General features: G+C 70.5%; 18 protein-coding genes. 8 read left to right on the forward strand and 10 right to left on the reverse strand.

From position 1 onward, the window contains the following. Positions 1-17: 17 nt before the first annotated feature. Genes VA596_RS30710 through iolD form a run of 7 tightly spaced genes read left to right on the forward strand, consistent with a single transcriptional unit; the run spans position 18 to position 7,398 of the window. Positions 18-1,022 (forward strand): sugar ABC transporter substrate-binding protein, encoded by a 1,005-nt coding sequence (locus tag VA596_RS30710; RefSeq protein ID WP_323331693.1) that lies wholly within the window; start codon positions 18-20, stop codon positions 1,020-1,022. Between the two features lie 12 nt (positions 1,023-1,034). Continuing rightward, positions 1,035-2,078, forward strand: coding sequence for an ABC transporter permease (locus VA596_RS30715; RefSeq protein ID WP_323331694.1), 1,044 nt, complete (start codon positions 1,035-1,037; stop codon positions 2,076-2,078). Continuing rightward, positions 2,075-2,860, forward strand: coding sequence for an ATP-binding cassette domain-containing protein (locus tag VA596_RS30720; RefSeq protein ID WP_323331695.1), 786 nt, complete (start codon positions 2,075-2,077; stop codon positions 2,858-2,860). Before VA596_RS30715 ends, VA596_RS30720 begins: the two co-directional genes overlap by 4 nt. Further along, complete coding sequence (iolC, locus tag VA596_RS30725; RefSeq protein ID WP_323331696.1) at positions 2,857-3,786, forward strand: 5-dehydro-2-deoxygluconokinase; 930 nt, start codon at positions 2,857-2,859, stop codon at positions 3,784-3,786. The genes VA596_RS30720 and iolC overlap by 4 nt, the downstream gene beginning before the upstream one ends. Beyond that, positions 3,783-4,679 (forward strand): Cgl0159 family (beta/alpha)8-fold protein, encoded by an 897-nt coding sequence (locus tag VA596_RS30730; protein WP_323331697.1) that lies wholly within the window; start codon positions 3,783-3,785, stop codon positions 4,677-4,679. The genes iolC and VA596_RS30730 overlap by 4 nt, the downstream gene beginning before the upstream one ends. Further along, on the forward strand, positions 4,676-5,566 hold the full coding sequence (gene iolB, locus VA596_RS30735) for a 5-deoxy-glucuronate isomerase (protein WP_323331698.1): 891 nt from the start codon (positions 4,676-4,678) through the stop codon (positions 5,564-5,566). The genes VA596_RS30730 and iolB overlap by 4 nt, the downstream gene beginning before the upstream one ends. Further along, entirely contained in the window at positions 5,563-7,398 is a 1,836-nt protein-coding gene (iolD, locus tag VA596_RS30740; RefSeq protein WP_323331699.1) for a 3D-(3,5/4)-trihydroxycyclohexane-1,2-dione acylhydrolase (decyclizing), read from the forward strand. Before iolB ends, iolD begins: the two co-directional genes overlap by 4 nt. Here iolD and VA596_RS30745 read toward each other — a convergent pair. Beyond that, positions 7,395-8,777, reverse strand: a complete 1,383-nt coding sequence (locus VA596_RS30745) for a cytochrome P450 (protein ID WP_323331700.1) — start codon at positions 8,775-8,777, stop codon at positions 7,395-7,397. The two genes, iolD and VA596_RS30745, sit on opposite strands and share 4 nt — an antisense overlap. A 77-nt stretch (positions 8,778-8,854) precedes the next feature. Between VA596_RS30745 and VA596_RS30750 the strand changes: the two genes are divergently transcribed. Then, complete coding sequence (locus VA596_RS30750; protein WP_323331701.1) at positions 8,855-9,427, forward strand: TetR/AcrR family transcriptional regulator; 573 nt, start codon at positions 8,855-8,857, stop codon at positions 9,425-9,427. Here VA596_RS30750 and VA596_RS30755 read toward each other — a convergent pair. The 9 genes from VA596_RS30755 to VA596_RS30795 form a co-directional block, all read right to left on the reverse strand. Then, a complete protein-coding gene (locus VA596_RS30755; RefSeq protein ID WP_323331702.1) occupies positions 9,417-10,358 on the reverse strand; it encodes a hypothetical protein in 942 nt (313 codons plus the stop codon). The two genes, VA596_RS30750 and VA596_RS30755, sit on opposite strands and share 11 nt — an antisense overlap. Continuing rightward, the gene (locus VA596_RS30760) at positions 10,355-11,584 is read right to left on the reverse strand and encodes an MFS transporter (protein WP_323331703.1); all 1,230 of its coding nucleotides are present in this window, start codon (positions 11,582-11,584) and stop codon (positions 10,355-10,357) included. Before VA596_RS30760 ends, VA596_RS30755 begins: the two co-directional genes overlap by 4 nt. A 13-nt stretch (positions 11,585-11,597) precedes the next feature. Further along, the gene (locus VA596_RS30765; protein WP_323331704.1) at positions 11,598-13,193 is read right to left on the reverse strand and encodes a discoidin domain-containing protein; all 1,596 of its coding nucleotides are present in this window, start codon (positions 13,191-13,193) and stop codon (positions 11,598-11,600) included. A gap of 441 nt (positions 13,194-13,634) precedes the next feature. Next, on the reverse strand, positions 13,635-14,702 hold the full coding sequence (locus VA596_RS30770) for an NAD(P)-binding domain-containing protein (protein WP_323331705.1): 1,068 nt from the start codon (positions 14,700-14,702) through the stop codon (positions 13,635-13,637). Positions 14,703-14,746: 44 nt separating this feature from the next. Further along, entirely contained in the window at positions 14,747-15,970 is a 1,224-nt protein-coding gene (locus VA596_RS30775; protein WP_323331706.1) for a GGDEF domain-containing protein, read from the reverse strand. A gap of 991 nt (positions 15,971-16,961) precedes the next feature. Next, positions 16,962-17,906, reverse strand: a complete 945-nt coding sequence (locus tag VA596_RS30780) for an SRPBCC family protein (RefSeq protein WP_323331707.1) — start codon at positions 17,904-17,906, stop codon at positions 16,962-16,964. A 104-nt stretch (positions 17,907-18,010) separates the two neighbouring features. Continuing rightward, positions 18,011-18,865: an FAD binding domain-containing protein gene (locus tag VA596_RS30785; RefSeq protein ID WP_323331708.1), complete on the reverse strand. Its 855-nt coding sequence runs from the start codon at positions 18,863-18,865 to the stop codon at positions 18,011-18,013. Next, positions 18,862-21,300, reverse strand: coding sequence for a xanthine dehydrogenase family protein molybdopterin-binding subunit (locus VA596_RS30790; RefSeq protein WP_323331709.1), 2,439 nt, complete (start codon positions 21,298-21,300; stop codon positions 18,862-18,864). Before VA596_RS30790 ends, VA596_RS30785 begins: the two co-directional genes overlap by 4 nt. Then, positions 21,300-21,824 carry a (2Fe-2S)-binding protein gene (locus VA596_RS30795; protein ID WP_323331710.1) on the reverse strand — a complete coding sequence of 175 codons (525 nt, stop codon included), beginning with the start codon at positions 21,822-21,824 and terminating at the stop codon, positions 21,300-21,302. Before VA596_RS30795 ends, VA596_RS30790 begins: the two co-directional genes overlap by 1 nt. Positions 21,825-21,886 lie beyond the last annotated feature (62 nt).

A 21,886-nucleotide genomic window follows, 5' to 3' on the forward strand; every position in this document is an offset into this window, starting at 1 on the left:
GTCCCAAAGGAGTGACTGTGTTTTCGTTCAAGAGAAGCTTCGCCGTGGTGGCGGCCGTCGCCGCCACCGGACTGGTGCTCGCCGCCTGCAGCGGGCCGAGTGCCGACAACTCGAGCAGCAGCTCCAGCGCCAATTCCTCGGCCGCCGCGCCCCCGAGCTCGAGCGGCCCGCTCAAGATCGCAGTGGTCACCCACGGGAGTGCAGGCGACGCGTTCTGGAACGTCGTGAAGAACGGCGCCGAGCAGGCGGGCAAGGACCTCAACGTCGGCGTCGACTACTACTCCGACGGCGACCCCGGCAACCAGGCCAAGCTGATCGACAACGCCGTCGCGCAGAAGGTCGGCGGCCTGGTCGTCTCGATGGCGAACCCGCAGGCGCTGCAGACCTCGATCCAGAACGCGGTCAAGGCCGGCATCCCGGTCGTGACGATCAACTCCGGCGAGGACCAGAGCGCGTCGTTCGGCGCGATCGCGCACGTCGGGCAGAGCGAGGGCCTCGCGGGCCAGGGCGCCGGGCAGCGGCTCAAGGCGGCCGGCAAGACCAAGCTGCTCTGCGTGATCCACGAGGCCGGCAACATCGGCCAGAACCAGCGTTGTGACGGCGCGAAGCAGACCTTCGGCAACGTCTCCACGCTGCAGGTCGACATCTCCAACCCGACCGACGCGCAGGCGCGGATCCGCGGCGCGCTGCAGGCCGACCCGTCGATCGACGCGGTCCTGGCGCTGAACTCGCAGGTCGCGGCCCGCGCGGTGGACGCGGCGAAGGAGGCCAGCTCGAAGGCGCAGGTGGCGACGTTCGACCTGAACGCCGACGTCGTGGCCGCCATCAAGGCGGGCACCATCCTGTTCGCCGTCGACCAGCAGCAGTACGAGCAGGGCTACCTGCCGATCGTGTTCCTCAAGCTGTACAAGGAGAACGGCAACACCATCGGGGGCGGCCACCCGGTGCAGACCGGACCGGGCTTCGTCGACAAGACCAACATCGACACCGTGGCCCCGTACGCGCAGCGCGGCACCCGATAAGGGGACAGTGAAATGACCGCAGCGATCCAGGCACAACCCGACGAACGAATAGCGAAGAAGAGCCTGACGGACCGCCTGGTGGTCCGCCCGGAGATCGGGGCGCTGCTGGGCGCCGTACTGGTGTTCGTCTTCTTCTCGGTCGTCACCGGCCAGTTCCTCAGCCCGCTCGGCGTGGCGACCTGGCTCGACGACTCGTCGACGCTGGGCATCATGGCCGTGGTGGTCGCCCTGCTGATGGTCGGCGGCGAGTTCGACCTCTCGGCGGGTGTGATGACGGCGTCGACGTCGCTGGTCACCGCGATCCTGGCGACGCAGGCGGGCTGGAACGTCTGGCTCGCGCTGCTGGTCTCGCTGGTGTTCGCGCTCGGCGTCGGCGCGTTCAACGGGTGGCTGGTCATGAAGACCGGCCTGCCCAGCTTCATCGTCACGCTGGGGTCGTTCCTGGCCCTGCAGGGGCTGAACCTCGGCGTGACGCGGCTGGTCACCGACACCGTCCAGGTGTCGGGGATGCGCTCGACCAGCGGGTACGAGTCGGCCGGCGGGCTGTTCGCCTCGACGTTCGACATCGGCGGCACCGAGTTCCAGTCGTCGATCGTGTGGTGGATCGTCGTGACGGCGATCGCCGCGTGGCTGCTGCTGCGGACCCGGTTCGGCAACTGGATCTTCGCGGTCGGCGGGTCGCAGGTGTCGGCCCGCTCGGTCGGCGTGCCGGTGGTGCGCACGAAGATCCTGCTGTTCATGGGCACCGCCGTCGGCGCGTGGCTGGTCGGCTCGATCAACATCCTGCGCTTCGCCAGCGTGCAGGCCAACCAGGGCATCGGGCTCGAGTTCCAGTACATCATCGCCGCGGTGATCGGCGGCTGCCTGCTCACCGGCGGCTTCGGCTCGGCGGTGGGCGCGGCGATCGGCGCGCTGATCTTCGGCATGGCGCGCCAGGGCATCGTGTTCGCCCAGTGGAACAGCGACTGGTTCATGCTGTTCCTCGGGATCATGCTGCTGGCCGCGGTGCTGGTCAACAACGCCTTCCGGCGGCGCGCGGAAAGGGTGCGGCGATGAGTCCTCTGCTCGAAGTACGCGACATCGGCAAGACCTACGGCAGTGTCATCGCGCTGCGGGACGTGTCCACTGTGGTCAACGCGGGCGAGGTGACCTGCGTGCTCGGCGACAACGGCGCCGGGAAGTCCACGCTGATCAAGATCCTGGCCGGGGTGCACCAGCACGACCGCGGCGAGTTCCTGGTCGAGGACACGCCGGTGAAGTTCGCTTCGCCGCGCGAGGCGCTGGACCACGGCATCGCGACCGTGTACCAGGACCTCGCGGTGGTGCCGCTGATGAGCGTCTGGCGGAACTTCTTCCTCGGCTCCGAGCCGACGATCGGGTTCGGCCCGTTCAAGGCGCTCGACCGCAGGAAGGGCCGCGAGACGACCAAGCAGGCGCTGTCCGACATGGGCATCGACCTGCGGGACGTCGAGCAGCCGGTCGGGACGCTGTCCGGTGGTGAGCGCCAGTGCGTCGCGATCGCGCGGGCGGTGTACTTCGGCGCGAAGGTGCTGATCCTCGACGAGCCGACGGCGGCGCTGGGCGTCAAGCAGGCCGGCGTCGTGCTCAAGTACGTCGCCCAGGCCCGCGACCGCGGGCTCGGCGTCGTGCTGATCACGCACAACCCGCACCACGCGTTCCCGGTCGCCGACCGGTTCCTGCTGCTCAAGCGGGGTGCGCCGCTCGGCTCGTACGAGAAGAAGGACATCGACATCAACGAGCTGACCCGGCAGATGGCGGGCGGCGCGGAACTCGAAGCCCTGGAACACGAGCTGCGGCAGGTGGAAAAGACGCCATGAGTCTCGAAGCGCTGACGATCGGCCGGGTGGGTGTCGACCTCTACCCCGAGCAGAGCGGCGTCCCCTTGGCCGAGGTCAGCACCTTCGCCAAGTCGCTCGGCGGGACCGCGACCAACGTCGCGGTCGCCGCCGCGCGGCTCGGGCGGTCGGCGGCGGTGCTGACCAAGGTCGGCCCGGACGGCTTCGGCGACTACGTCCGGCAGGCGCTCGAGGGCTTCGACGTCTCACCGTCCTATGTGGGCACTTCGCCGGACCTGCAGACGCCGGTGGTGTTCTGCGAGCTGAACCCGCCCGCGGACCCGCCGCTGCTGTTCTACCGCTCCCCCGTCGCGCCCGACCTCACGCTCACCGAGGCGGACGTGCCGTGGGACGTCGTCGAGTCGGTGCCGCTGCTGTGGGTCACCGGCACGGGCGTTTCCGTCGAACCGGCCCGGGCGACCCAGCGGAAGATCCTCGCAACCCGGGGACGCCGCGAGCACACCGTGCTGGACCTGGACTACCGGCCGATGTTCTGGACGTCCGTCGAGCAGGCCCGCGAGGAGATCGGCGGGATGCTGGACCACGTCACGGTCGCGGTCGGCAACCGGACCGAGGCCGAGGTCGCCGTCGGCACCGCGGACCCCGACACGGCGGCCGATCGGATGCTGGAGCGCGGGCTGCGGCTCGCGGTGATCAAGAAGGGCGCGGACGGCGTGCTCGTCGCCACGCCGGACGGCCGCTGGACGGTGCCGCCGCAGCGGGTCGAGGTCGTCTGCGGCCTCGGCGCCGGTGACGGCTTCGGCGGCGCCCTGATCCACGGGCTGCTGTCCGGCTGGGACCCGGTGCGGATCGCGGAGTACGCGAACGCCGCGGGCGCGCTGGTCGCGTCCCGGCTGGCCTGCGCCGACGCGATGCCGACCGCCGCCGAGATCGAGGAACTGCTGTGACGTCCTTGCTGACCGACGACCGCTGGCGCGAGCTGCTGCACACCCGGGCCACCCACCCGGGCGCGGTCCGCCAGGCCTACGCGACGCGCAAACGCCGTTCGAAGCTGCTGTCCGACTCCGGGACGTTGTTCCTGGTCGCGGCCGACCACCCGGCCCGTGGGGCGCTGGGGGTCGGCGAGGACCCCCTCGCCATGGCCGACCGCCGGACCCTGCTGGACAGGCTGCTCGTCGCGCTGGCCAACCCGGCGGTCGACGGGCTGCTCGGCACCCCGGACGTCGTCGAGGAGCTGCTGCTGCTCGGCGCGCTGCACGACAAGGTCGTGATCGGCTCGATGAACCGCGGCGGCCTGGCCGGCGCGGACTGGGAGATCGACGACCGGTTCACCGGCTACGACGCCGCGAGCCTGATCGACTGCGGGCTCGACGGCGGCAAGATGCTGCTGCGCCTGGTCGACTCCGACCCGGGCACGATCCCGACGCTGCAGGCGTGCGCGACCGCCGTCACCGAGCTGGCCGCGTACGGGCTGATGGCGATGGTCGAGCCGCTGCCCTACACCCGCGAGGGCGGGAAACTGGTGCTGCAGAAGGATCCCGCGTCGCTGGCCCGGGCCGTCACGGTGGCATCCGGCATCGGCACGACGTCGGCGCACACCTGGCTGAAGCTGCCCTCGACCGACTCGCCCGAGGTCCTCGGCGCGACGACGCTCCCGGTCGTCATCCTCGGCGGGGTGCCCTCGGGTGACCCGGCCGGCGACCTCGTGTCGTGGGGCCGGACGCTGCGCCACGACGTCGTGCGCGGCCTGGTCGTCGGCCGCACCCTGCTCTACCCGCCCGACGGTGACGTCGGCGCGGCCGTCGATGCCGCCGCGAAGGTTCTGGAGGCCGCGAAGTGAGCACGCTGCACCGTCCACACGGGACGCTTTCCGAAGACTCCGACCCGATCGTGCTGACGCCGGAAGCGGCCGGCTGGGCGTACACCGGGTTGCAGGTGCTCAAGATCGGCAGGCGGCTCCCCCGCACGATCGAGACCGGCGAGTTCGAGGCGTTCGTGCTCCCGCTGTCCGGCTCGCTCACCGTCCGCGTCGACGACGAGGAGTTCGAGCTGGAGGGCCGTGACTCGGTGTTCACCCGCGTCACGGACTTCGCCTACGTCCCGCGCGACGCCGAGGTCGAGCTGACGTCGGCCACGGGCGCGGTGGTGGCGTTGCCGATGGCCCGCTGCACCCGCCGGCTCGCGCCGAAGTACGGCCCGGCGGAAGACGTCCCGGTCGAGGTCCGCGGGAGCGGCCAGGCGACGCGGCAGGTGACCAACTTCGGCGTGCCCGGGGTGTGGGACCACGCCGACAAGCTCAACGCGTGCGAGCTGATCACGCCGGGCGGCAACTGGTCGTCGTACCCGCCGCACAAGCACGACGAGGCGTCCGAGTGCGAGGTCGTCAACGAGGAGATCTACTACTTCCGGATCGCCGGCCAAGACGGCGTGACGCCGTCACGCGAGGGCTTCGGCCTGCACCGGACGTACACCGCGGACGGTGAGCTGGACGAGGACGTCGCGGTGCGCGACGGCGACGTCTTCCTGATCCCGCGGGGCTATCACGGTCCGTGCGTCGCGGCGCCCGGTTACCCGATGTACTACCTGAACGTCCTGGCCGGGCCCGCCGAGGAGCGGTCGATGGCGTTCTGCGACGACCCGGCGCACACGTGGATCCGCGACATGTGGAAGTCGCAGGACCTCGACCCGCGCTGCCCGGTGACCGACCACGAGGGACGTGTCCAGTGAAGCTGACGACGGCTCAGGCGCTGGTCCGCTGGATCCTCGCCCAGCGTTCGGAAACCCTCGACGGCCGCGAGGTCCCGCTCTTCCCGGGCGTCTTCGCGATCTTCGGGCACGGCAACGTCCTCGGGCTCGGCACCGCGCTGGAGGAGCACCGCGGTGACATCCCGGTCTGGCGCGGCCACACCGAGCAGGGCATGGCGCTGGCCGCGGTCGGCTACGCGAAGGCGACGCACCGGCGGCAGGTCGGCGTAGTGACGTCGTCGATCGGGCCGGGCGCGCTGAACATGGTCACCGCCGCCGGGGTCGCGCACGCGAACCGGCTGCCGGTGCTGCTGCTGCCGGGTGACACGTTCACCAGCCGCGCGCCGGACCCGGTGCTGCAGCAGATCGAGCCCTTCGGCGACGGCACCGCGACGGTCAACGACGCCTTCCGCGCGGTCAGCCGCTACTTCGACCGGATCACCCGGCCCGAGCAGCTGCTTTCGGCGTTGCCGCAGGTCGCGAGGGTGCTGACGGACCCGGCCGACGCCGGCCCGGTGGTCCTGGCGCTGCCGCAGGACGTCCAGGCCGAGACGTACGACTTCCCGGAGGCCCTGTTCGAGCCGGTGACGCACCGGCCGCTGCGCTCGCGGCCGGACCGCCGGGCGGTCACCGAGGCGGCCGGGGTCCTGCGCGCGTCGAAGCGCCCGCTGCTCGTGCTCGGCGGCGGCGTCCGCTACTCCGGCGCCGGGCGGCGCGCGCTGGACTTCGCCGAGCGTCACGGCATTCCCGTCACCGAGACCACCGCAGGCCGCACGCTCGTGCCGCACACGCACGACCTCAACGCCGGACCGCTCGGGATCACCGGCTCGACGTCGGCGAACGTCGTCGCGGCGGAGGCGGACGTCGTGCTGGCCGTCGGCACCCGGCTGCAGGACTTCACCACGGCGTCCTGGACGGTCTTCTCCCCCGACGTCCGCCTGGTCACGCTGAACGCGGCGAGGTTCGACGCGGTCAAGCACGGCGCCCTCTCGGTGGTCGGCGACGCGGACGCGGGCCTGGCCGACCTCGGCGCGCAGCTGGAGAGCTGGCGGGTCGATCCGGACTGGACGTCGCGAGCGGCGACCGAGCGCGCGAAGTGGGACGCGCACATCGACTCGCTGCGGTCGGCCGCCGGGGAAATCCCGTCGTACGCCCAGGTCGTCGGCGTGGTCAACGACCTCTCGGACGCGGACGACTACGTCATGACGGCGTCCGGCGGCATGCCGGGCGAGCTGATCGGCGGCTGGCGCGGGTCCGGCTCGGTGAGCATGGACGTCGAGTACGGCTTCTCGTGCATGGGCTACGAGCTGTCCGGCGCGTGGGGCGCGGCGATCGCCCACGAGGGCCTGGTCACGACGTTGCTGGGCGACGGCTCGTACCTGATGCTGAACTCGGAGCTGTTCTCGGCGGCGTTCGCCGGGCACCCGTTCGTCGCGGTGGTCTGCGACAACGACGGTTACGCGGTGATCGCACGGCTCCAGCAGGGCCAGGGCGGCAAGCCGTTCAACAACTTCTACGCCGACTGCACGACCTCGCACGCGGCCCCACCGCGCGTCGACTTCGCTCGCCACGCGGAATCGTTGGGCTGCCTGGTGTTCACGGCGTCCACAGTGGACGACGTCCGCGCGGAGTACGCGAAGGCGCGTGAAGCCGCGGTGGCCGAGAAGCGCCCGGCGGTCGTGGTCGTCAAGACCCAGCCGTCGACGTGGACCGAAGCGGGCGCGTGGTGGGAGGTCGGTGTCCCCGAGCACCTGGCCGGACGGGACGAGTTCGAGCGGGAGAAGGGCTCACAGGTCCGGTACCTGCGTTCCTAAGCCGTCGCGGTCGCCCGATCCCGCACCCGGGGCCGCAACGTGAACCCGCTCGGCTTGAGCGTCAGGGACTCCACGATCTTGAGCTCGTACGACGGGTCGGCCTCGAAGTCGTAGCGCTGCAACACCATGCCGAGCGCGAGCACGGCTTCGTGCAGCGCGAACTGGCGGCCGATGCAGGCGCGCTCGCCCGTCCCGAACGGCTTGTACGCCTGCGCCGGCCGCTTCTTCACCGCCGCGGGCTCGAAGCGGTCCGGGTCGAACGCCTCGGGGTCCGGCCCCCAGGCCGCCGGGTCGCGGTGGACCAGCGGCAGCGGCACGATCACCCAGTCGCCCTTGCGCAGCCGGTACTTCCCGCCGAGGACGACGTCTTCGCGGGCTTCGCGTGAGTAGCCCGGCGCCGTCGGCCAGAGCCGCATCGCCTCGTCGAGGACGCGTCGCACGTAACGCAGCTTCGCGACGTCTCCGAAGGCGGGCTCGCGGTCGCCCCAGACGGCGTCGACCTCGGCGCGGGCCTTGTCCAGCAGTTCGGGATGCCGCGTCAGGTAGTACAACGCGAACGACAGCGCGCCGGACGTCGTCTCGTGGCCGGCGACGACGAACGTGATGGCCTGGTTGCGGATGTTGACCGGGTCCAGCCGTTCCCCGGTCATCGGGTGGCCCTCGGTGAGCATCAACCCGAGCAGATCCCGGCTCTCCTCACCGCTGGTGCGACGCCCTTCGATGACCTCGTCGACCAGGTCGGTCATCACCGCGATGTCGGCCCGGTTCTGCTCGGCCGTCCCGGCGAACGCGCGCCGGACGAACGGCAGCTTGACGTTCTGCAGCTGCGCGAACCGCAACGACCGCAGCATCGCGGTGACGAACGGGTGCGGTTCGGCGCGCTCGAACGACCCGAACCGGTAGCCGAACCCGGCGAGCCCGATCGTCTCCAGGGTCAGCCGGGTCATGTCGGCGGCGACGTCGACCGGCCCGGTCGCGGTGTCCCAGCGCGCGACGAGCTCGCGGGCGACGTCCAGCATCACCGGGTGGTAGCGGCGCATCGCCTCGGCCGAAAAAGCCGGCTGCAGGATGTCGTGCGCCAGCCGCCAGTTCGGCTCGTGAGTGTGGGCGGTGAACAGGCCGTCCCCGGCGACCGCGCGCAGGTTTTCGATGCCCATGCCGACGTGCTTGCCGAACTTCGTCTCGTCGTTCAGCTCGGTGACCAGGTCGACGCCGCCGACGAAGACGATCTCGAAGCCGAAGACCTTGCGGGTGAAGACCGGCCCGATCTTCCGGCCGATGCGCAGGGTGTCCTGCAACGGCGTGCGCGGGTTCGCGCCGATCAGGTCACCGATCACCGGCAGGCGGCCCGGCCGGTGCGGAATGCCGGTCGTGTCCACGACGTCCCCCTATTGAATCCGAATCCAATAAGGCCACGATCCCCCGCTACTGAACCCGTGTCAAGTAAGATCGGGGGATGCGGACGAGGCTGAGCACCGAACAGCGGCGCGAGCAGCTCCTGGCGATCGGGGCCGGGTTGTTCGCGAAGCGGCCGTACGACGAGGTCTGGATCGAGGAGGTCGCCGAGATCGCGCAGGTCTCCCGCGGCCTGCTCTACCACTATTTCCCGACCAAGAAGGACTTCTTCGCCGAGATCGTCCGCGGCCAGCGCGACCAGCTGCTGGCGATGAGCGAGCCCGACCCGGCGCTGCCGGTGGCCGAGCAGCTGCGGGCCGGGCTCGACGTCTACCTCGAGTTCGCGCGCACCCACCCGGACGGCTACCGGATCGTGCACCGCGCGATGGGCGGCGACGACGTCGAGATCCGGCAGATCCGCGAAGCCGGGATGGTCGCGAACGCGTCACGCATCCTGGACGCCGTGAGCCTGCTGACCACGGTCACGGACACGACCCGGCTGGCCGTCCGCGGCTGGCTCGCATTCGTCGCGGCGATGATCCTCGACTGGCTCGACCAGCCGAAGGTCACCCAGGAAGAGCTGCGCGACCTGTGCGTGCGGACGCTGTTCGCGGCGGTGGACGTCACCCCGTGACGGCCGGCGACGCGGCGTCCGCGACCAGCCGTTCCGGACGGCCCGAGCCATCCGCCGGGACCGCCCAGACGGCGTTGTCCAGCCCGTAGAGGACCCGGTCGCCCAGCCAGAGCGCCTGGTCGTCGACACTGCGCGGCTCGGCGAGTTCGGTCTCCTTCAGGGTCTTGAGGTCGAGCACGGACAGCCGCCAGACGCCGTCGCCGACCTTCTTCTTGAACGCGACCCGGGTGCCGTCCGGGGACAGCGACGGGCATTCGACGTTCTCGCGCAGGGTTTTACCGCGGTAGCGCGCGTAGTCGGCTTCGACGAGGTAGGTCGTGCCCTTGCTGCCGAGCGTCGCGTAGAAGCGGTTGCCGTCACCGGCGAAGGTGATGCCCCAGTAGTTGACGTCGGCGGCGAAGTAGCGCTGGCCATCGCGGAACACGGGGAGTTCCTCGATCGTCTTGACCAGCCGTCCGGTGTCGACCTCGTAGACGCCGGCGCGGGTCGAGAAGCCGGTTGCGGTGTAGGAGTCGCCGGTGACGAAGACCGTCCAGTCGACGCGCCTGCCGTCCGGGGAGACTCGCGCGCGGCTCGGCGTGCCGGGCACGGCTTCGGTGTGCCGGACGGCGAGGTGGTCGTCGAGGACCAGGACGTCGGTCACCGGCGGGAGCGTGCCGGGCCGGACGGCCAGGCACACGGCGGTCTGCCGCGCCACCGCGAACCGGTCGCACTTCAGGCCGCTGAACTGCGGTTTTGCACCCGGCTCGGCGAGCGGGACGGCGGCGACGTGGCCGGTCGACACCTGACGAAACAGCAGCTGACCGGGGCCGAGCGTGAGCTGCGCGGCCGGCCCCGCCTCGGCGGCGTCGGGGCGGGCGTTGACGCTGTACGTGACGGCCGCGGCGATCAGGAGCGCGGTGCCGACCAGGGCGAGGACGAGTTTCTTCACGGCCGCACCGGCTTCGCGAACGCGGCGGCAAGGACGACGGCCACCAAGCAGCCCGCCGCGACCAGCACCGCCGGCCGCAGGTCCCAGAGCGTCCAGGCGAGTCCGAAGAGGACGGACGAGACCATCCGCGCCCCGGCCTGCCCGGTCTGCACGACAGCCATCCCCGTCGCCCGGAGATCAGGCGGGATGAGCGGGCCGGCCGCGGCCATGAGGACGCCGTCGGTGGCCGCGTAGAACAGGCCGTGGAGGCCGAGCGCGGCCACGGCGAGCACCGGCGCCGCGGGCCCGCAGAACAGGACGAGGGCCAGGCACAGCGCCGCGTGCCCGCCGAGGAACACCGGCCACCGCCCGATCCGGTCGGCCAGCCTGCCGAGCGGGACGGCCAGCAGCAGGTACACCCCGGCGGTGCCCAGCGGCAGGAGCGGGAAGAACGTCGCCGCGATCTCCCAGCGCCGCTGCAGCATCAGGTAGACGAACGAGTCGCCGACGGTCACCAGGCCCAGCAGCGCGGCCCAGAGCGTGACGCGCCGGAAGTCCCGCGCGCGGAGGAGGTTCACCGCGGCCCGCAGCGACACGGCGGCGCGATCCACCGTGCCGGGCCGGTCACGGACGAACAAGACCAGCAGCAGCACGGCGATCCCGGCGACGCAGAAGCTGGTGAAGAACACGCTGGTGTAGCTGCCGAGACTCAGCGCGAGCACGGCCATGGCGACAAGTGGGCCGAGGAACGCGCCGACGGTGTCGAGCGCGCGGTGCACCCCGAACGACCGGCCGAGTGTGCCGGGCTCGCTGCTCAGCGAGATCAGCGCGTCGCGCGGGGCGGTGCGCACCCCCTTGCCGGTGCGGTCGGCGGCGAGGACGACACCGATCGCGGCGACCGACGAACCGGCCGCCACCAGGCCGAGTTTGCACACCGCGGACAGGCCGTACCCGAACCCGGCGACCGCCTTGAGCCGCCGCCACCGGTCGGCGAGGTGCCCGCCGAGGACCCGGACGAGGGCGGTGGCGCCCGCGTAGAGGCCGTCGAGCAGCCCGAACTGCAGCGGGTTCAGGCCGAGGCCGAGCACCAGGTAGAGCGGGAGGACGGCGGTCACCATCTCCGAGGAGACGTCGGTGACCAGGCTGACCATCCCGAGGGCCACGACGTTGGCGGACACCCGTTTGAGCGCGGGTTTCGGGTTTCTGCTGGCCGCGAGGTCCGAGGTACGGCTTGCCGCGATGTACATGCCCGGTCCCCTTCTAGTGGCAGGTGTAGGTCGGGCTGCTGTCGAGGACCTTGCCGTCGACGCCGATCAGCTGCGTCTGGAACGAGGTGTCCGTCATGGACAGCTTCAGGACGCCGAAGGTCTTCAGTAGCTTGGCGGTCGTCGCGTGCGCCGGGCTCAGGTCGTAGAGGTTGGCGCCACCCGAACCGCCGACGATCTCGACCGGGCCGTTCGCGTCGGCCTTGCCGTCGGCGTTCTGCGGGACGAACCGCTCGTAGTCGTGGTCGTGACCGTTGAGGACGAGGTCGACCTTGGTGGCGGTCATGATGTTCCACAGCTCGACGCTATCCTTGTTGTCACCGTGGTCACCGGAGCTCCAGCGCGGGTGGTGGTAGTACGCGGCGACGCAGCCCTTCTTGTTCTTGGCGAGATCCTGCTTCAGCCAGGTGATCTGCGGCGGCTCGGCGAAGTCGTCGTGGGTGACGAAGTCGTTGGAGTCGAGCGCGATGAAGTGCCAGTTGCCCATTTCCCAGCTGTAGTACCGCTTTCCCTGCGGTTTCGCAATGGCGCCGAAGTAGTCCTCGTAACCCTTGAATTTCGGCTCGTCGTACGACTCGTGGTTGCCCGGGACGGGGTGGGTGATGCTCTTGAACCGGCCCCAGGTCTTGTCGTAGTAGGCCTTGAAGTCGGCGAGGTGGGCGTCGTCGTACTGGTTGTCCCCCATGGTGATCACCGCGGCGGGGTTCATCCGCTCGACGAGTTTCGCGGTCTTGACGTGGGCACAGCTCGCGTCGCTCGCGGTGCAGCGCTCGGCGATGTCCCCGGCGGCGGCGAGGGTGAAACCGTTGCCAGTGCCCGCTTTGGTCTTGACGGTGACGGGTGCGCTTGCGGCCGAGACGTTGCCCGCGGCGTCGCGGGCCCGGACGCTGTAGGAGTAGCCGGTGTCCGGCGCGAGCCCGGTATCGGTGTAGGACGGCGTGGCGCTGGTGGCGACGACTTGGCCGTCGCGCAGGACGTCGTACCCGGTGACGCCGACGTTGTCGGTCGCGGCGTTCCAGGTCAGCCCGGCGCTGGTGGCCGTCGTGGTCGTGGCCGCGAGCCCGGCCGGGGTGCTCGGCGCCTGGGTGTCGCCGGCGGAGTCGGGCGAGCCGTAGGCCTGCAGTTCCCAGAGCGAGTAGCCGTACTTCGTGGCGCGCGTGACGCCGACGAAGCGCAGGAAACGGCCGTGCGCCTGGAGTCCGGTGAGGTCGTCGGTCTTGCCGTCACCGTTGTCGACGGTCGTGACGGTGGTGAACTGCGTGCCGTCGTCGGAGACCTCGATCCGGTACTTCTTGGCGTAGGCGGCTTCCCAGGTGAGCTTGACCTGGTGGACGCTGGACGGTTGCCCGAGGTCGACCCGCAGCCACTGCGGATCGGCGCTGACGGCGCTGGCCCACCGGGTCTGCGTACTGCCGTCGACGGCCTTGTCACCGTCGAGCGACGCACTTTCGACGGTGGACGTCGCCACCGGTTTCCCTTGGGAGAGCAGGACATCGGCGGGGGTGGTGGCAGCGATCGCCGAGGGCAGCAGCACGACGACGGCGATCGGCGGCGCCAGCCGGGCGAAGGGACGAAGGCGGAAGGGTGACACGTCGCGCTCCTAGGGGCCGGACGGTGGCTGGGCTGCGGCGTAGGTGAACTTTCTTGAAACAGTTAAGAAACTTTCTTAACTAAAGAGACTGTATCGAGGCGGGGTTTCGGCTGACAAGGGTTGTCCGGCTCTTGAATCGGTCAAGAGGGTGAGTTCAGGGCCATTCCCGCAGGTCAGCCGACGTGTCACTGACCGGAACACTGCCCCGGCGCCTGGGATTGACTCGATTTCCCCCGCCCCGATTTTGTCGGCCCCCACCGGTAGCCTGGAATTCGGGGGCTTCTCGCGTCGCCCCGTCCGCAATTCCCTTGCGGCACAACAGAATTCCGCCTTCGGGCACGTCTCCGAGGTTCACCCGATTCAGCGATGATCTTCGCACGCGTGTTCGGTAACGTAAGGGGCATGACGTTTCCCGTTACCCCGCAACGAAGACCCATGGCCTCACGAACGCGGGCGCAGCTGCTTCCGGATCTCCGCCACGGCGGCCCGCCCCGCGCGGTTCGCCCCGACCGTGCTGGCCGAAGGTCCGTACCCCACCAGGTGCAGCCGCGGTTCGAGCACGACCCGTGTCCCGTCCACGCGGATCCCGCCACCCGGCTCGCGCACGTGCAGCGGCTTGAGGTGGTCGATCGCGGCGCGGAAGCCCGTCGCCCAGAGGATGACGTCCGCGTCGAAGCGCGAGCCGTCCGCCCATTCCACTCCCGAAGGCACGATCCGGGAGAACATCGGCCGGCGCTCGAGGATGCCCGCGGCCCGGGCGGCCCGGACCTCCGGCGTCACGGCCAGATCCGTCACGCTCACCACGCTCTCCGGCGGCAGCCCGGCACGCACGCGTTCTTCGACCTTGCCGACGGCGTTGCGTCCCCAGTTCTCGCTGAAGGGCTCGTCGCGCCAGACGGGCGGGCGTCGCGTCACCCAGGCCGTCGCGCGGGCGAGCGGGGCGAACTCCATCAGCAGCTGCACCGCCGACGCCCCACCTCCGACGACCACGACCCGCTTGCCGCTGAATGCTTCCGGCCCGGCGTAGTCCGCCGTGTGTACCTGCTGGCCCGCGAACGTCTCCTGGCCCGGGTAATGCGGCCAGAACGGCCGGTCCCAGGTGCCGGTGGCGCTGATCACCGCGCGCGCCGCCCACGACTCGGCCGGGCTGGACACCACGAGCCGGTCCCCGGCGCGCGTCACCGACTGGACGTCGACAGGGCGCAGCACAGGCAGGTCGTACACGCGCTCGAAGCGCGCGAAGTACTCCGAGACGACCTCGGAGGCGGGGCGCGTGACGTCCGGAGTGCCGAAGGCCATGCCGGGCAGGTCGTAGATGCCGTGCACCTTGCCGAGCACCAGCGACGGCCACCGGTACTGCCAGGCACCGCCGGCGCGCTTGCCGTGGTCGAGCACGACGAAACCGGAGCCGTTCGCGAACCCGGCGCGGCGCAGGTGGTAGGCCGCCGACAGTCCCGCTTGGCCGGCCCCGACCACCACCACGTCCGTTTCGTGGTCCGCGCTGCTCATGTCGTTTTCAACGGCTGGCCGGCCCGCGTATTTCGCGTACTACGTCACACGGCGACCCGGTTGCGGCCCGCGTCCTTCGCCCGGTACAACGCGGCATCCGCCGACCGCAGCACGTCGTCGAGCACCGGCCCCGCGTCCGGGAACCGCGCGACCCCGATCGACACCGAAAGGCCACCGACCCGGACCGTCCCGCCACCCGTCGAGATCACGACGTTCAGCTCCCCCACCGCGACCCGCACCCGTTCGGCGATGCCCAGCACGTCGGCGCGGCCGATACCCGGCAGCAGCACGACGAACTCCTCACCACCGAACCGGCCGACCGTGTCGCCCTGACGCACCGCACCGGAGATCGCCACCGCGACCGCGGCGAGCACGTCGTCGCCGGTGAGGTGGCCGTAGGTGTCGTTGATCCGCTTGAAGTGGTCGAGGTCGATCATCAGCACGGCGAACCCACCGACGGCCCCACGCCGCAGCGCGCGAGCGTGCTCGCGGACGGCGGACTCGTGCCAGCCCGCGGTGTTGAGCAGCCCGGTCTTCTCGTCGGTGACGGCGGCAACCTGCAATTGCTGCTTGAGCAACAGGTAGCGGTGCAGCAGGAGCAACGGCGCGATCACGAACACCACGAGCACCGGCTGCTCGACCAGCGCCAGGGCGGCGAGCCCGCCGAGACAGAGCGTCGCCACCTCGAACGCGTTGTCCTCCCAGGTGCCGACGAGATCCGCGGCCGACCGCTGGCTCGTGTAGAGGTAGATCCCGGCGGCGACGAGGCCGGCGTTCACCAGCTCGAACACCACTGCGGCCAGGCAGAGCGCGACCAACCCGCGCGGCGTCTGCACGGGCGTCCCGTGCAACCCCGTGAGTGTGAGAACGGACGAAGCGGCGAAGCAGGAGAGCATCGCCCAAGCGGTGCTCGCGACGAAGCGGTGCGCGGGCCGCGTCCGCACCTGGCGCCAGACCCGCACCCACAGGTGCGTGTAGAGCACCACGGCCAGCAGCGCCACCCAGGCAGGAGGAAGCAGGACGACACCGGCGAGGTACCAGACGGAGGTGACGTTGATGTGCGTCTGCCCGCTCATCCACCGGCGCAACCGCTCGATACGGCGGGACATCTCGGCCTGGGCAACCCCGAGCGCGACCAGCACGGCGAACCAGATCGGCCGCACCGGCCCCCCGAACCCGGTGGCCAGCGCAACCCCGGTAGCCGCGACGGCGGCCAGTTCACAGCACAGGGCGTAGGTGATCCAGCGGCCCTTCGCCCCGGTCCACATGACCCAGCGCGCAGGCCACCCCGACCAGGAGGAGAGGACTTCCCGTCGCACGGCGGCCTGGGCTCTCAAGCGCCGCGACCACGGAGGTGACGGACCGGCATCGTGACGTACCCCTTGCGCGAAGTTCAGCCGACCAGGTAGCCCAGCGTAGCCGCTCAAGCAACCGGCGTCGCCAGTCCAGGGGAATAACGACGAAGGTACTGCCCCAAAGACCCGCCGAGGGTAGATCCACCCAGCTCAACCCGCTCCAACAGATCACCAACGTGGCCCCTCGGCGCGACACCCCCGGCCGGCCATCCCGCGGACGCCCTGCAACTCACTAACCCCTTCCCAGCCACGACAACCGCCAGGCACAACCACCGGGAGAAGGAAGCAAGTCAGGCCCTCAGCTCACCTGCCCACACCGCTGCCAGCCGGGAGACACGACCGAAGCAGCGAACACCGAGCAGGGCACTCCACCGACACCTGCCCACCCACCGACAACCGAGCAGGCGACCACCGAAGCGAGGAACAGCGAGCCGGGCACTCCACCGACACCTGCCCCACCCACCAACAGCCGAGGCAGCGACCACCGGACGAAGGAACAACGAGCCGAACACGCCACCCCGCACCCGTCCCGCCGACAACCGAGGAGACGACCACCCGAGCAGGGAACAGCGAGTCGAACACGCCATCCATGCCTGCTCGACCCACCGACAATCGAGCAGGCGACTATCGAAGTGGGGAACAGCGAGCCGAACACTCCGCCCCGCAACCGGCCCATCCGCCGACTGCCGGGAGGCGCGACCCAACGGACTGGGAACAGCGAGCGGGAATCCCCAGCCTCGCCTTTCGGGCTGCTACCAGGGACCACCCACCGGAATGAAGTCTGGGTGGGGATCTCCACCCTCCGGAGCGCAGCGCAACGCGGCCGAGAATGCGATTTCCTCACCGAACATGGGCTGAGAGCCCAGGCTGGTCAGCCGACCTCAGCGGGATCGGCTGATCGAAGTCACTTGCGCAGTGCGCGGATGATCGCCACCAAGCCGACGATCGCAGCGATCCCGAGCACCACCGGGGCCAGCCGCTTCAGCACCGAGGCACCCGCGTAGTCGAGGAGGTCGATCGCCTCGGTCTCCGGGACTGCCGGGACGCTGCGCAGCGCCGGACGCTCGGCCGCGGGCTTCGGCTCGGTGTTGATCTCCGCGGTGGTCGGGGCCGGCTTGACCGCCGGCGCCGCCTTCGCAGCCGGCGTGGACTTGGCCGCGGCAGACGTCGCAGCCTTGGCCGCCGATGTCGTCTCGGCGGCCTGGGCCGAGGCGGGCTTCGCCGCGGCCGGGGCCGATCCGGCAGCCGAGGCCTTCTCAGCAGCCGGGGCAGCAGCCGAAGTGGGCGTCGCCGGAGCCTTTTCCGCACCGGGGACTGCGGCCGCAGCCGGCTTCGCCGCCGACGCTGCGGTCTTCTCCGTAGCAGGGGCCGCAGCCGCGGCCGGGGCGGCAGCCGCGGCCTCCTCCGAAGGCGCCAGCTTTCCGGACAAGCAACCCGCGAACGTGTCCAGGATCTTGCCGCCCACCTCGCTGATCAAGCCTCGGCCGAACTGGGCGGGCTTGCCCGTGATGGACAAATCAGTCGCGACCGTGCCGTGGGTTCCGCCTTCGGCTTCGGTCAGGGTCAGGGTCACCGTTGCGGCGGCCGTGCCCGCTCCGCGGGAGTCCTTGCCCGAGGCCTTGATGGTGACCTTGTGCGCGGCGTCGTCCTTCTCCAGGAACTCGCCGTTTCCCTTGTACAGCAACGAGATCGGACCCAGCTTGACCTTCACCGTTCCACTGAACCTGTCACCCTCGACCTTGGTCAGCGCCGCGCCGGGCATGCACGGGGCGACGCGCTCGGGGTCGACGACCGCCTGCCAGACCTCGCCGATCGGAGCCGGGACGGTGAATTCGTGGTCGAGCCGCACGGGCCGACCTCCTTTCTGCCAGACCTGGGTGTCCGGTGCCCACCCTAGCCGCACCCGCGGCCCGTGACCCGGCGCTCGAACGGCCAGGTCACGGGACTGCGGATTCAGGCGCCGGACGCCGCCGCGATCGCCCGGCCGGTCAGGACGCGGGCCAGGTGACGGCGGTATTCGACGTCGGCGTTGCCGTCGACCGGCGGATTCGTGCCTTCCGCCGCGTGCGAAGCCGCCGCGCCGATCGACTCGGCCGAGGCCTGCACCCCGACGAGCGCCGCTTCGACGCCGGACGCGCGGACCGGGGTCGAGCCCATGTTCGTCAGCGCGACCCGGGCCTCCTCGATGACGCCGCCCTCGGTACGGACGGTGACCGCGACGGCGACCATCGACCACGCCTGGGCGACCCGGTTGAACTTCTCGTAGTGCGCCCGCCACCCCGTGTGCTTGGGCACGCGGACCTCGACCAGCAGCTCGTCCGGGGCCAGCTCAGTGGTGAACAGGTCGCGGAAGAAGTCCGCGGCCGGCACCGTCCGACGGCCGGACGGTCCGGCCAGCACCAGCGAAGCCTCCAGCGCCAGCACCGGCGCGAGCAGGTCGCCCGCCGGGTCGGCGTGCGCGATCGCGCCGCCGAGCGTGCCGCGGTGGCGGATCTGCGGGTCGGCGACCGTGTCCGTCGCCGCCTTCAGCAGCGCCGCGTGCGACGCGACCAGCGGGTCGCGCTGCACGTCGTAGTGCGTGGTCATCGAGCCGATCACCAGTGTGTCGTCGTCTTCGCGCACGCCGCGCAGCTCCGGGACGCGCCCGAGGTCGATCAGCGTCGTCGGCGTGGCCAGGCGCATCCGCAGCACCGGCAGCAGGCTCTGCCCACCGGCCAGCACCTTGGCGTCCTCACCCGCCGACGCGAGCGCCTGCACCGCTTCGTCCACTGTGGACGGGCGGACGTAGTCGAACGAGGACGGGATCACAGGGCACCTCCGGTGGCGTCGATCGAGCCGAGCCCGCCGCCGGCCTCGTTGCCGGGGCCGCCGGCGTCGGTGGTGCCGTGCTGGATGGCGTGCCACACGCGCATCGGGGTCAACGGCATCTCGATGTCGTTCACGCCGAAGGCGCGCACCGCGTCGATCACCGCGTTGACCACCGCCGGGGTGGACGCGATGGTGCCCGCTTCGCCGACTCCCTTGGCGCCCAACGGGTTCGTCGTCGAGGGCGTCTCCGTGCGGTCGGTGGTGAACGACGGCAGGTCCGCCGCCGACGGCAGCAGGTAGTCGGCGAACGTGCCCGTGGTCAGCGTGCCGCTCTCGTCGTGCACCGTGCCCTCGAACAACGCCTGCGCGATGCCCTGCGCGAGCCCGCCGTGCACCTGGCCCTCGACGATCAGCGGGTTCACCGCGACGCCGATGTCGTCGACGCAGACGTAGGAGCGCAGCTTGACCCTCCCGGTCTCGGTGTCCACTTCGGCCGCGCACAGGTGCGTGCCGTGCGGGTACGAGAAGTTCTCCGGGTCGAACGTCGCGTCCGAGTCGAGGGACGGCTCGACGCCGTCGGGCAGGTTGTGCGCCGCGAACACCGCGAGCGCGATGTCGCCCATGGTCGTCGACGTGCCGGTGCCCTTGACGGTGAACTTGCCGCCCGCGAACTCCAGGTCGTCCTCGGCGCATTCGAGCAGGTGCGCGGCGATCGGCTTGGCCTTGGCCACGACCTTCTCCGCGGCCTTGACGATGGCGATGCCGCCGACCACCAGCGAGCGCGAGCCGTAGGTGTCCATGCCCTTGTGCGACGACTGCGTGTCGCCGTGGATGACCTCGATGTCCTCGAACGCGATGCCCAGCTGGTCGGCGACGATCTGGCTCCACGCCGTCTCGTGGCCCTGTCCGTGCGCGGACGCGCCGGTGATGACCTCGACCTTGCCGGTCGGCAGCATCCGGATCGCCGCGTGCTCCCAGCCGCCGGCACCGTAGTCCAGCGAGCCGAGCACCCGCGACGGCGCGAGCCCGCACATCTCGGTGAACGTCGAGATGCCGATGCCGAGCTGCACCTTGTCGCCCGCCCGGCGGCGCTTCTCCTGCTCGGCGCGCAGGCCGTCGTAGTCGAAGAGCTGCTTGGCCTTCTCCGTCGCGGCTTCGTAGTTACCGGAGTCGTAGGTCAGCCCGCACACCGTGGTGAACGGGAACTCCTCGTGCTTGATCCAGTTCTTTTCGCGCAGCTCCAACGGATCCAGGCCGAGCTCGTCGGCCAGCTCGTCCATGATCCGTTCGATCGCGAACGTCGCTTCCGGACGGCCGGCGCCGCGGTAGGCGTCGGTCAGCGTCGTCGTGGTGTACACGTTCGTGCAAGCGAAGTGGTAGGCCGGGATCTTGTAGATCGCGTTGAACATGAAAGCGCCGAGGATCGGCACGCCGGTGCCGACCAGGCCGTTGTACGCGCCGAGGTTGGCGAGCAGCTCGACCTTGAGCCCGGTGACCGTGCCGTCGGCGTTCGCCGAGATGGTGATGTCCTGGATCTGGTCACGGCCGTGGTGCGCGGCGAGCATCGTCTCCGAGCGCGACTCGTTCCACTTGACCGGCTTGCCGAGCTTCTGCGCGACCAGCAGCGACATCATCTCTTCCGGCAGCACGCCGATCTTGCCGCCGAAGCCGCCGCCGACGTCCGGGGCGATCACGCGCAGCTTGTGCTCCGGGATGCCGAGCGTCAGCGCCGACATCACCCGCAGGATGTGCGGGATCTGCGTGGCCGACCACATGGTGATCTGGGTGCCGGTCGGGTCGACGACGCAGGCTCGCGGCTCCATGAAGGCCGGGATCAGGCGCTGCTGGCGGAAGCGGCGCTTGACGACGATCTCGGACGAGCTGATCGCGTCCTCGACGTTGCCGCCCGTGCCGGCCTCGGCGGAGTCGAACTTCCAGACGGCGCTCGTGTTGCTGCCCTGGTCCTCGTGGACCAGCGGCGCGCCGTCGGCGATCGCGGCTTCCATGTCGAGGATGACCGGGAGCTCGTCGTATTCGACGTCGATCTCTTCGAGCGCGTCGTGGGCCTCGGCCGAGGTCCGCGCGACGACGACCGCGACGCCTTCACCGGCGAAGTTGACCTGGTCGGCGGCGAGCACCGGCCGGCGCGGCGTCTTCATGTCCGGGGTGATCGGCCACGCGCAGGGCATGCCGATCGAGCTGTCCGGGTCGAGGTCCTTCGCGGTGAAGACCGCGACGACGCCGGAGGCGCTCTTGGCCGCCGACGTGTCGATCGAGACGATCTTGGCGTGCGCGAACGGGCTGCGCAGGATGGCCATGTGCAGCATCCCGGGCAGCGTGATGTTGTCGGTCCAGCGGGTGCGGCCGGTGATCAGCCGGTCGTCCTCCTTGCGGCGCCGTGACTTTCCGACTTCCGGTTCGATCGTCGCGGTCATCAGTCACCACCCACGCCGACGTGCTTGGTCTCGGTGATCCGCTCGGCGTCGGGGCCGGCGCCGGGGCTCATGTGCTGGGCGGCGTCGCGGACCGCGCGGACGATGTTCTGGTAGCCGGTGCAGCGGCAGAGGTTGCCTTCGAGGCCTTCGCGGACGGCCTGTTCGTCGGGGTCCGGGTTGTCGGCCAGCAGGTCGATCGACTGCATGATCATGCCGGGGGTGCAGAACCCGCACTGCAGCGCGTGGTTGTCGTGGAAGGCCTGCTGCACCGGGTGCAGCTTGCCGTCGCGCGCGAGGCCTTCGACGGTGGTGACCTCGCTGCCGTCGGCCTGCACGGCCAGGACGGAACAGGATTTCACGCTGTGCCCGTCCAGGTGGACGGTGCAGGCACCGCAGTTGCTGGTGTCGCAGCCGACGACCGTGCCGACCTTGCCGATCCGCTCTCGCAGGTAGTGCACGAGCAGGGTGCGCGGTTCGACTTCGTCGGTGTACTTCGTCCCGTCGACAGTGACGGTGATGCGCATCAGGCCTCCAAAAGCCGGTTCGGGAGCGGCCAGGCCCGACCGTGATCGGGCTCACAAGCCCG

This window comes from Amycolatopsis heterodermiae, from assembly GCF_034929455.1.
Lineage (GTDB): Bacteria > Actinomycetota > Actinomycetes > Mycobacteriales > Pseudonocardiaceae > Amycolatopsis > Amycolatopsis heterodermiae.